General features: G+C 68.9%; 12 protein-coding genes. All 12 read left to right on the top strand.

From position 1 onward, the window contains the following. The first annotated feature begins 152 nt into the window (after positions 1-152). Positions 153-608 carry a chemotaxis protein CheW gene (locus ACFY3L_RS36425; protein ID WP_344515592.1) on the top strand — a complete coding sequence of 152 codons (456 nt, stop codon included), beginning with the start codon at positions 153-155 and terminating at the stop codon, positions 606-608. A 3-nt stretch (positions 609-611) separates the two neighbouring features. After that, entirely contained in the window at positions 612-2,153 is a 1,542-nt protein-coding gene (locus ACFY3L_RS36420) for a methyl-accepting chemotaxis protein (RefSeq protein WP_389334855.1), read from the top strand. A gap of 111 nt (positions 2,154-2,264) precedes the next feature. Further along, positions 2,265-3,155, top strand: a complete 891-nt coding sequence (locus ACFY3L_RS36415; RefSeq protein WP_389334852.1) for a hypothetical protein — start codon at positions 2,265-2,267, stop codon at positions 3,153-3,155. Positions 3,156-3,473: 318 nt separating this feature from the next. Further along, complete coding sequence (locus tag ACFY3L_RS36410) at positions 3,474-4,682, top strand: chemotaxis response regulator protein-glutamate methylesterase (protein ID WP_389334849.1); 1,209 nt, start codon at positions 3,474-3,476, stop codon at positions 4,680-4,682. After that, positions 4,679-5,536: a CheR family methyltransferase gene (locus tag ACFY3L_RS36405; protein WP_389334846.1), complete on the top strand. Its 858-nt coding sequence runs from the start codon at positions 4,679-4,681 to the stop codon at positions 5,534-5,536. The genes ACFY3L_RS36410 and ACFY3L_RS36405 overlap by 4 nt, the downstream gene beginning before the upstream one ends. A gap of 6 nt (positions 5,537-5,542) precedes the next feature. Beyond that, positions 5,543-5,944, top strand: a complete 402-nt coding sequence (locus ACFY3L_RS36400) for a response regulator (RefSeq protein WP_327008657.1) — start codon at positions 5,543-5,545, stop codon at positions 5,942-5,944. Beyond that, on the top strand, positions 5,941-6,414 hold the full coding sequence (locus tag ACFY3L_RS36395; RefSeq protein WP_389334842.1) for a chemotaxis protein CheX: 474 nt from the start codon (positions 5,941-5,943) through the stop codon (positions 6,412-6,414). Before ACFY3L_RS36400 ends, ACFY3L_RS36395 begins: the two co-directional genes overlap by 4 nt. Beyond that, positions 6,411-6,773: a response regulator gene (locus ACFY3L_RS36390; protein WP_344515606.1), complete on the top strand. Its 363-nt coding sequence runs from the start codon at positions 6,411-6,413 to the stop codon at positions 6,771-6,773. The genes ACFY3L_RS36395 and ACFY3L_RS36390 overlap by 4 nt, the downstream gene beginning before the upstream one ends. An 8-nt stretch (positions 6,774-6,781) precedes the next feature. Then, positions 6,782-7,264 (top strand): hypothetical protein, encoded by a 483-nt coding sequence (locus ACFY3L_RS36385; RefSeq protein ID WP_389334839.1) that lies wholly within the window; start codon positions 6,782-6,784, stop codon positions 7,262-7,264. 125 nt (positions 7,265-7,389) lie between these two features. Then, a complete protein-coding gene (locus tag ACFY3L_RS36380) occupies positions 7,390-8,430 on the top strand; it encodes a LacI family DNA-binding transcriptional regulator (RefSeq protein WP_389334836.1) in 1,041 nt (346 codons plus the stop codon). A gap of 470 nt (positions 8,431-8,900) precedes the next feature. After that, positions 8,901-10,271 (top strand): ABC transporter substrate-binding protein, encoded by a 1,371-nt coding sequence (locus tag ACFY3L_RS36375; RefSeq protein WP_389334833.1) that lies wholly within the window; start codon positions 8,901-8,903, stop codon positions 10,269-10,271. A gap of 104 nt (positions 10,272-10,375) precedes the next feature. After that, a complete protein-coding gene (locus ACFY3L_RS36370) occupies positions 10,376-11,326 on the top strand; it encodes a carbohydrate ABC transporter permease (protein WP_389334830.1) in 951 nt (316 codons plus the stop codon). Positions 11,327-11,329 lie beyond the last annotated feature (3 nt).

The raw sequence follows: 11,329 nt of genomic DNA, 5'->3' as shown, positions 1-11,329 counted from the left end.
CAGCGCGTCACCGAACTCCTCGACGTCCGCCGCGCCATCCTCGCCGCCGACCCGCTCTTCCACACGAAGATCGACACGACCAAGGACCCGTACGACCCGTACCAGTCGGACAGCAATGCCGACTACACCTACCAGCACGCCGGAGCCTGACCATGGCCAGCCGCCAGTACGCCACCTTCGAGGTCGCCGACCAGCTCTTCGGGCTCGACGTCGCCAAGGTGCAGGAGGTCCTCTCCTTCGACCAGTACACCCCCGTGCCGCTCGCCCCCGAGTCGGTCGGCGGGCTGTTCAACCTCCGCGGTCAGGTGATCGCCGCGGTCGACCTGCGGGTGCAGCTCGGGCTGCCGCCCCGCACCAAGAGCGCCGAGCCGGCGATGAACGTGATCGTGAAGACCGAGGAGGAGTCCGTCTCGCTCCTGGTCGACCGGATCGGCGAGGTCGTCACGCTGCAGGACGACACGTTCGAGCCGCCGCCGGACACGCTGCACGGCCCGAGCCGGCACCTCATCACCGGCGCGTTCAAGCTCGACGGCCGGCTGCTGCTCGCGCTGGACACCACCAAGGCCGTCAACACCAGTCAGCCGGGCTCCGGCAACCGCGAGGAATAGTCCATGAGCTGGTTCACCAACCGTGGGGTGCGGACGAAGGTGCTCAGCGCGCTCGTCGTCGCCGGGATCGTCATGGTCGCCGTCACGGTCGGAGCGCTGCGAGGGCTCAGCGACGCCAACGAGACCATGCGCAGGGTCACCGCGAAGAACGCGCAGTTCGCGGCGCTGTCCGACATCCGCGACGGCATCATCGGCACCCTCGCCGCGCTGTCACCCGACCAGCAGAAGGCCGCCGACGCGAGCGTCACCGCCGCGATCGCCAAGTACCGCACCGGCGCGTCGTCCGGCAATGCCGCCGACATCGAGGCCGCCGGCGAGGCGATGAATACCTACCGGACGGTCCGTGACACGGAGATGGTGCCCGCCGCCAACGCCGGCCGGATCGACCTCTACGTGCAGATCGCCGCCGCCAAGGCCACCCCGCAGCTCGTCAAGGCGCAGGAACTCGTCGACAAGGTGCAGGCGGCCGAGTTCGCTGAGGCCGAGCAGTGGCGGGCCGCCGCGCAGGACGACTACGAGACCAGCCGCATGATGCTGATCGGTGCGGTCGTGATCGGGCTGCTCGCCGCGTTCGGCATCGGCCTGTGGGTGACCGCGCTGGTCGTGCGGCCGCTGCGGCGGGTCGCCGACGTGCTCGGCGCCGTCGCCGCCGGCGATCTCAGCACCCGGGTCGAGGTCACGTCCGCCGACGAGGTCGGCATCATGGCCGAGGCGCTCAACAAGGCCACCGAGAGCATGCGCGCGACCGTGCAGACGATGGACCACACCGCCTCGTCGCTCGCGTCGTCCGCCGGTGAGCTCACCGGGGTCAGCGCGCGGATCGCCAGCGGCACCGGCGAGGCCAGCGACCAGGCGAACCTTGTCGCCGCCGCGGCGGAGCAGGTGTCCCGCAACGTGCAGACCGTCGCCGCCGGTGCCGACGAGATGGGGCTGTCGATCCGTGAGATCGCGCAGAACGCCAGCGAGGCGGCGAAGGTCGCGTCGCAGGCCGTGATGGCGGCCGAGTCGACGAACCAGGCGGTCGCCCGGCTCGGCGAGTCCTCCACGGAGATCGGCAACGTCGTCAAGGTCATCACCTCGATCGCCGAGCAGACGAACCTGCTCGCACTCAACGCGACCATCGAGGCGGCCCGGGCGGGGGAGGCCGGCAAGGGCTTCGCCGTCGTCGCCAACGAGGTCAAGGACCTGGCGCAGGAGACGGCCCGGGCGACCGAGGACATCTCCCGGCGGGTCGAGGCGATCCAGGCCGACACCACCGGCGCGGTCGCCGCGATCGGCGAGATCAGCCAGATCATCTCGCGGATCAACGACTACCAGCTCACGATCGCCTCGGCGGTCGAGGAGCAGACGGCCACGACCAACGAGATGAACCGCAGCGTCAGTGAGGCCGCCACCGGCTCCGTCGAGATCGCCACGAACGTCTCCACGGTCGCTGCCGCGGCGCAGAACACGTCACTCAACGTAGCGGAGGCGCAACGGGCGGCTTCGGATCTGTCCCGGATGTCGAGTGAGATGCGCGCGCTCGTCGCACGGTTCAAGATCTGACCCGTCCGTCCGGGGTACGCTCAGGGGGCGACGTCCGGCGGTCCGCCGGCCGTCGTCCCCGACCCTTTTGGCTGACAGACCGGGGTGCAGGTGCGTTGCAGACTAGTTGCCATGTACAGCCTGGTTAGCGCCCCCGTTCTCGGCTTCGACCTTTCCCGTCTGCAGGGCGGATCGGCCGCGGCCGATGTGCTGCTTCGCGGACTTTCACTTACGCAGAGTGACCTTGACGCGGTCGCGTCGGCGCGTGCCGACGACGACTGGGACCGTGTCGACCTGTGGCGGGACGTCGACGCCGCCGCCCAGGAGCGCCGCGCGGTGAACGCCGACGCCGGTGCGCTCACGGTCGTCGAGCGCGCGCCGCTCGGCACCCTCGACGGGCTGCTGCACTGCCTGCGGTACGACATCCTCGACTGGACCTGGGGCAACCGGCCCCCGCAGGCGACGATGCCGACCCCGCAGGTGCGCGCCCCGCGGCAGCGGCAGAGCGAGGTGGCGAGCAAGGCCACCGGCGTCCTGTCCGACGCCGCCGCGGCCGCCTACCTGCGGGAGCTGCTGACGGACGAGTCGCGGCGCCGGCTGAGCGCCCCGTACGCCGCCGCGCTGCGCGCGTTGCCCGAGCCGGAGCACGACCTCGGCCCGCAGGGCGACGAGGTGCGCCAGCTGCTGACCCGGGTCGGCTCGCTGTCGGCCACGGAGATCCGTCAGCTCAACAAGGTCACCGACACCGCGCGCCCGGGCCTGACCGACTGGGCGCCGGCCGTGCACTCCGCGTCGTGGGCCGTCTTCCTCTCCGGCCGGGTCCGCGCCGGCGCCGCCGCGCAGCTGCTGCTCGTGCAGGCCCTGGACCGCTCCGGCGTGCCGGTCAGCGACCGGGCCGGCGGGGTGTGGAACCTGCTCAGCGGCGCCGTCCAGGCGCTCATGGTCCGCGACCTGCTGGACTCCACCACGGCGCGCCGCCTGCTCGACCCGTACTTCACCGCGATGGGCCCGCTGTCCGTCTGAAGCCCGCCGGTCGATTTCTGCTGACCCGTCTTCCCGGTTTGCTCCGGGGGCACGACGGCGCGGTTGCTGGTCGGTCCTTGTTGACCTGTGGTCTCCGGCTCAAACATTGCCCCTGCCCGGTTTGCTCCGGGGGCACGACGGCGCGGTTGCTGTTGACCTGTGGTCTCCGGCTCAAACATCGCCCCTGCCCGGTTTGCTCCGGGCAGGGGCGGTTCTTTTGGAATTTCCCTCATCGTCCCCAGAGCACCGCCGATTAGCCCGCTGGAACGTGACGGGCCTCGCTTTTCCTGAGGCCCCCGGTGCTGGAGGCAGGGGCGCGTGATCTCGGTTCTGGTCGTGGACGACTCGGTCGTCGTCCGGCGTCTGATCACCGACGCGCTCAGCGACGACCCGGAGATCCGCGTGGTCGGCACCGCCCCCAACGGGAAGGTGGCGCTGACCAAGATCGAGCAGCTCCGCCCCGACCTGGTGACGCTCGACATCGAGATGCCGATCATGGACGGCCTCGAGACGCTGCGCGCGATCCGCGCCCTGTACGCCCGGCTCCCGGTCATCATGTTCAGCACACTGACGGCGGCCGGCGCGACGGCGACCCTGGACGCGCTGTCCGCGGGCGCCAGCGACTACGTGACCAAGCCGGCCAACGTCGGCAGCGTCGCGGAGAGCATCCGGTCGGTCCGCGAGCAGATCATCCCGCGGATCCACGCCCTGTGCGGCGGCCGGCGCAACGCGCTCGCCCCGCCGCGGCCGCCGATCGGCATCGGGCCCAACATCGGGCCCAACACGCGCGTCTTCGGCGCCGGCACCGCGGTCGCGCCGGCGCTCGCCCGCCCCGGCGGCAACGCGCTGCCCACCGCGACCCGCCCGCCGGTGGTCGCGCCGCCCACCTCGGTGCCGGTGCGCGCCGCGCCGCGGTCGGACCGGGTCGAGGTCGTCACGATCGGCTGCTCCACCGGCGGGCCCGACGCGCTGACGACCGTCGTGCGGGCGCTGCCGGCGAACCTGCCGGTGCCGGTGGTCGTGGTGCAGCACATGCCGCCCGTGTTCACCAAGATGTTCGCCGACCGGCTCGACCGTACCGCCGCGCTGACCGTGGTGGAGGCGACCGGCGACATGACCGTGCGGCCCGGCACGGTCTACATCGCACCTGGGGACTTCCACCTGGAGGTGCACCGCCGCGGGACCGAGGTGATCACCAAGCTCAACACCGGCCCGCCGGAGAACTTCTGCAGGCCCGCCGTGGATGTGCTGTTCCGGTCGGTGGCGAAGACCTACGGCGGCGCCACCCTCGCGATCATCCTCACCGGGATGGGACAGGACGGGAAACGGGGCGCCGAGCAGCTGCGGACGGCCGGCGCGGAGATCGTCGCGCAGGACGAGGCGACCTCGGTCGTCTGGGGCATGCCCGGGGCGGTGGCGTCGGCGGGGCTCGCGCACGCCGTCCTGCCGCTGGGCGAGATCGCCCACCATCTCATCAGCCGTACGGCCGGAGGCCGGGGGGCGAAATCCATGGAGGTGACCCGATGACATTGACCGCCCAGGAGTTCGCCTTCATCAGCGGCCTCGTTCGGCGCGACGCGGCGATCGTGCTCGAGGCGGGCAAGGAGTACCTGGTGGAGGCCCGCCTGCTGCCGCTGGCCAGGCAGTCCGGCCTGCCGAGCGTGTCAGAGTTCGTCGCCCGCGCCCAGCAGCGACCCGAGCCCGAGGTCCACCGCAAGATCGTCGATGCGCTCACCACCAACGAGACGTCGTTCTTCCGCGACGGCGAGCCCTTCAAGCAGCTCGTCGACACCGTGCTGCCGGATCTGCTGGCCCGCCGGGCCTCCACCCGCTCGATCAAGGTCTGGTCGGCCGCGAGCTCCAGCGGCCAGGAGCCCTACACGATCGCGATGGTGCTGCAGGACAACCTGCCGCCCGGCTGGTCCTTCGACATCCTCGGCACCGACATCTCCACCGAGATGCTGACCCGCGCCGAGGCCGGCCAGTACACCCAGCTCGAGGTCAACCGGGGACTGCCGGCCCCCTTGCTGGTGAAGCACTTCGAGCGCAACGGCGCGCACTGGCAGGTGGCGCAGTCGTTACGCAAGAGCGTGTCGTTCCGCCGGCTCAACCTGGCCGCGCCGTTTCCCTCCATGGGCCCGTTCGACATCGTGTTCATCCGCAACGTGCTGATCTACTTCGACGTCCAGACGAAGCGGACCGTCCTGCAGCGGGTCGCCGGCACGCTGCGACCCGACGGCTGGCTCTTCCTCGGCTCGGCCGAGACCACGATCGGCATCGACGACAGATTCGAACGGGTGGTCGCCGGCCGGACGTCCGCCTACAAGCTGCGGACCGCACCGAAGACCGCCGCTTCCGTGAGCGCAGTAGGAAAGGGGTGACGCCAGATGCTCACCATGGTGATCGACGATTCGCGCGCGATGCGCCTCATTTTGAAGCGGATCGTGGCACAGCTCGGCTTCGATGTGGTCGAGGCGGGCAACGGCCAAGAGGCGATGGACTACCTCACGGCCAACGTTCTCGACGGTGACGGCGAGATCCCCGGCCTGGCGCTGGTCGACTGGAACATGCCCGAGATGAACGGGCTGGAGTTCGTGACCGCGGTCCGTGCCGAACCCCGCCTGCGCGGGATGACGTTGATGATGGTCACGACGGAGAGCGAGCAGAGCCAGATCGTGCGAGCGCTGGCCTCGGGGGCACACGAGTACGTGATCAAGCCTTTCACCCCCGACGCCATCATCGACAAGCTGGCGCTGCTCGGCCTCGTCCCGAACGGAGTCGCAGCATGACGAACCCAACCGAGGATGACCTCAAGGTCATCGCCGAACAGGTCTGGTCCTCCTATCTCGACCTGGACGGCTCCAGCCCGCTCGTGCCGCTCCCCGCCGACAAGCACCAGGCCGACGTCACGGCCTCGGTCTCCGTCACGGGTGCCTGGCGTGGCCACGTCCTGGTCAGCTGCTCCGACACGGCGTCGAGGAACGTCGCGGCGGCGCTGCTGGGCATCGACTTCGACGACGTGGCGGAGGAGGACGTCGCCGATGCCCTCGGCGAGCTGGCCAACATCATCGGCGGCAACGTGAAGAGCCTCCTGCCGGAGCCCAGCGCGCTGTCGCTGCCGCACGTGCACGTCGAGGGGGCCCAGGGGCGCTACCCCGCGGTCACCGAGGTGTGCCACCTCGAAGGTACCTGGATGGACGAGTCGGTCACCGTGACCGTTCTGGAAAGCACCACCGATCTCGCTGGAGCAATGGCATGAAGATTCTGATCGCCGACGACAGCCGGGTCATGCGGCAGATCGTGACGCGGACCCTCCGGCAGGCCGGCTATGAGGGGCACGACCTCGTCGAGGCATGCGACGGGCAGGAGGCCTTCGACAAGGCGGTGTCGGAGAAACCGGACCTGGTGCTGTCGGACTGGAACATGCCGCACCTGACGGGTGTCGAGGTGCTGCGGATGCTGCGGGCCAACGGTGACCAGGTGCCGTTCGGCTTCGTCACCTCCGAGGGCACGCCCGAGATGCGACAGGCCGCCGAGGACGCGGGCGCGCTGTTTCTGGTCACCAAGCCGTTCACAGCGGACACATTCAAGGACGCCCTCGACCCAATTTTGGGATGATTTGAGCTATGTCGCATGTTCTGCCCGTTCCCAAGGCCGTCAAGGACCTCTTTGACGACCTTCTCGGCAGGCCGGTCCAGATCAACCCGGCCGAGCCCCTCCGAGCCGCTGACATCCCCAAGACCCTGCTCGCCCTGTACACCGACGAACGCTCGCAGCTGCTCGCCGTGATCGGGATGGACTTCGGACTCACCGCCTACACGGGCGCCGCGATCGGGCTGATCCCCCCTGGTGGGGCCCAGGCCTGCATCGAGGACAACGAGATCTCCAAGATGATCGGCGAGAACGCCATCGAGGTGTGCAACATTCTCGCCGGCCTGCTCAACCGCGAGGGTGTGCCGCGCCTGAAGCTGCACCAGACGTTCCTGCCGGGCGAGAAGCCCCCGACCGACGCGGTGAACTGGCTGCTGGCGCTGGGCCGGCGGCTCGACCTGATCGTCGAGGTCTCCGGATACGGCGCCGGAAAGATCTCCATCGCGCTCGCCGGCTGATCGCTGCTGCGGCTGCGGCCTTTGTACCGGTTTTCCGGTGGTCGCAGCCGCATGATCGGTGTTCGCGTGGTTGGGTGGGCAACATCGTGCAAAAAATTGCGTAGTCATGCACTACGCTTGCGGGCATGACTCGACGACTCGCTGAGGTGGCGAAGTACGCCGGCGTGAGCGAGGCGACCGTGAGTCGGGTGCTCAACGGCAAGCCCGGCATCTCCGACGCTACCCGCACCGCTGTGCTCACCGCGCTCGACGTCCTGGGCTACGAACGCCCGACGAAACTGCGTGGCGAGCGCGCCCGCCTCGTGGGGCTGGTGCTGCCCGAACTGCAGAACCCGATCTTCCCGGCGTTCGCCGAGGTGGTTGCCGGCGCGCTGTCCAAGCGCGGCTTCACGCCGGTGCTGTGCACCCGGACCGCGGACGGCGTCTCAGAGGCCGACTATGTCGAGATGCTGCTGGACCAGCACGTGTCCGGCATCATCTTCTGCGGCGGTCTCTATCATCAGGCCGCCGCGGAGCACGAGCACTATCACCGGCTGCACGAGCGCGGCCTGCCCGCCGTGCTGGTCAACGCCGCGATCGACGATCTGGGCTTCCCGCGCGTGTCGGTCGACGACGGGCACGCGGTGGACCAGGCGTTCAACCATCTGGTGTCGCTCGGGCACAAGCGGATCGGGCTGATCCTCGGCCCCGCCGACCACGCCCCGTCCAACCGCAAGCTGACCGCCTTCGAGGCGGCCGCGGAGTACAGCGACACGGTCAACGCCGAGGACGTCGAGCGGGTCATCTTCTCGATGGAGGGCGGCAGGGCCGGCGCCACGCGGCTCATCAAGCACGGCGTCACCGGCATTATCTGCGCCAGCGACGTGCAGGCGCTGGGCGCGATCCGGGCGGCCCGCCGGCTGGGCCGCGAGGTCCCCGACGACATCTCCGTGGTCGGTTTCGACGACTCCCTGTTCATGAACTGCACCGACCCGCCGCTGACCACCGTCCGCCAGCCCATCCAGGCGATGGGGCAGGCCGCCGTGACCCTCCTGGTGAGCCAGGTGGCCGGCACGCTGGTGCCGACCGAGGAGATGCTCTTCGAGCCGGAGCTGGTCGTGCGGGGCTCCACCGGCGCGCTCAAGGTGCCCGCGCCGAAGGCGACGAAGGCGGTCTCGGCCGCGTAGTTCCAGGTTTCATCGCAGCGCCACGACTCCTGCACGGAGTCGTGGCGCTCTTTCGTTGTGTCCGCAAGCAGTTGTCCGCTGCGGACCGCGATCCTGCGACCGCGTGCGGTCAGCGACGGCTGGCCCCCCGCTGCGCGCTTTCGGCCGCTTTCGTGCAAGTCCTCGGACCATGGGAGCGAGTCCATGCAAGCGACTGCCAGTGGATCATTAAAATTTTGCAACGGCCCATGGACTTCTTGTGGCGAGTGAGCCTAATCTCTTGCCTACGCCAGGCGGAAACGCTGACGCGATGCGACGGAAACCGAACAGCAACGCACCTGACGCACGAGTGCATACCGGCAGCCGACCCCATGCTGCGCATCCGTGCGGAGCGGTCCAGGTAGGACGCCCCAGCCCGCCCCGCACAGCCCCGATCTATCGGTCCAGTCCGTGCAGGCCGAACTTCTCCACACCCCAACCAAGGAGCGACGATGAAGTACTCACGTACCACGATGGCGTTGGCCGTCGCGGGTGCGCTTGCGCTCACCAGCACGCTTACCGCGTGCGGCGACGACAAGAAGGAAAGCGCCGACACCAATGCCGCCGTCACGCTCAACGTCGTGGGTCTGCTCCCCGGCGCGAAGCCCGAGGCGCAGCAGGCGCTCGCGGCCGAGGTGGCGGACTTCCAGAAGGAAAACCCGAACATCACGGTCAAGACCAAGGACTACGAGTGGAAGGCCACCACGTTCGCGGCCGACCTCGCGGGTGGCACCCTGCCGACGGTGTTCGAGATCCCCTTCACCGACGCGAAGACGCTGATCGCCAACGGGCAGATCGCCGACATGCAGTCGTCGCTCAACAGCCTCTCCTACGCCGGGAACTTCAACAAGAACCTGCTGCAGTACGGCCAGGGCCCGGACGGTCACGTCTACGGCATCCCCGCGAAGAGCGTCTACGCGATCGGCCTGCACTACAACCGTGACCTGTTCACCCAGGCCGGTCTCGACCCCAACAAGCCGCCGACGACCTGGGACGAGGTCCGCACGGCCGCCAAGGAGATCGCGACCAAGACCGGCGTCGCCGGCTTCGCCCAGATGTCGAAGGACGCGACCGGCGGCTGGCAGCTGACGGTCGACACCTACGCCCGCGGCGGCCGCCTGGAGGATGGCAAGAAGGCGACGCTCACCAACGACGCCACCAAGGCCTCGCTGCAGTTCCTGAAGGACCTGCGCTGGACCGACAACTCCATGGGCGCGAACTTCGACTACGACTGGACCGGCATCAACCAGGCGTTCGCCGCCGGCAAGGTCGGCATGTACACCTCGGGCCAGGACGTCTACACGAGCCTCGTGCAGACGAACAACATCAACCCGAAGCAGTACGGCCTCACGATGATCCCGCTCTCGGGCGGTGACGCCGGCGTCCTCGGTGGCGGCACCATGGCGGCCGTCTCCACCAAGGCCAGCGCCAACGAGAAGGCCGCGGCGATCAAGTGGATCGACTACCACTACCTGCGCAAGTACACCAACCAGGACGCCGCGAAGAAGCTCGCCGAGATCCAGATCGCGAGCAAGCAGCCGGTGGGCACCCCTGAGCTGCCGATCTTCACCCAGCAGCAGTACCAGCAGTACCAGGAGTGGATCAAGCCGCTCGTCAACGTGCCGCTGGACCAGATGACCAGCTTCACCAGCAAGGTCTACGACGCCAAGGTCGTCAACGAGCCGGCCATCGCCACGCAGGACGTCTACAAGGCGCTCGACTCGGTCGTCCAGGCCGTCCTCACCAACAAGGACGCCAACATCGACCAGCTCCTCACCGACGCCAACACGAAGGCGCAGCGCGCCATCGACGCCGCCGGCTGATCCTCGCCACACCGACAACAAACCCGCAAGGTGTGGGCCGCAGGTACGCCGGCGGCCCACACCGGGGGCTCCGCCCCAAAACCAGGACGAGGAGTGATGTGGTCGTGAGTGCTCCCGGCGCTCTGCGGCAGACCGGCGAGGTGACCCGGCAGGTCCGCCGGCGCAGCCCGGTCACCTGGGTCCAGCGGGGTGGGCTGAGTTCGGTCCTGTTCGCGTTGCCGCTGCTGATCGTCTTCGGAATCTTCTCGTGGTGGCCGATCCTCCGGTCGATCGTCATGAGCTTCCAGAAGACGAACCTCGTCGGCGATCCGACGTGGGTCGGCTGGAAGAACTTCGAGTTCGTGCTCACCGACCCCGACCTGCCCACGGCGATCCTCAACACGCTGTACTTCGCGCTCCTCGCCCTGATCTTCGGCTACCCGATCCCGCTCGTGGCCGCGGTGCTGATGAGCTCGGTCCGCAAGCGCAAGGGCGTGTTCTCGGTGCTCGCCTACCTTCCGGTCGTGGTGCCGCCGGTCGTCGCGGTGCTGCTGTGGAAGTTCTTCTACGACGGATCCCAGGACGGCGTGTTCAACACGCTGCTCGGTTACGTCGGGCTCGGCCCGTACTCCTGGCTGTCCGACACGACGCTCGTCATGCCGTCGCTCGTGCTCGAAGCGACCTGGGCCGCCGCCGGCGGAACCGTGATCATCTACCTGGCCGCGCTGCTGAGCGTCCCGGACGAGCTGTACGACGCCGCCGAGGTCGACGGGGCCGGCATCTGGCGCAAGGTGTGGCACGTGAGCATGCCGCAGCTGCGCGGCGTCCTGCTCATCACGTTCATCCTGCAGATCATCGGTACGGTGCAGGTGTTCCTGGAGCCGTACCTGTTCACCGGCGGCGGTCCGGCCAACGCCACCATCACGATCCTGCTCATGATCTACGACTACGCGTTCGGCAGGTCCCTGGGCGGGAACTACGGCGCGGCGACGGCCCTGTCCGTCATGCTCGCCACGTTCCTGGCGATCCTGTCGCTGGTGTACTTCAAGCTCACGTCCGGCTGGAGCAAGTCATGACCG

It is taken from the genome of Dactylosporangium sp. NPDC000521 (assembly GCF_042898305.1).
Classification (GTDB): Bacteria; Actinomycetota; Actinomycetes; order Mycobacteriales; family Micromonosporaceae; genus Dactylosporangium.
The sequence above is the reverse complement of the archived record's forward strand: the minus strand, read 5'-3'. Positions and strand labels throughout refer to the sequence as shown.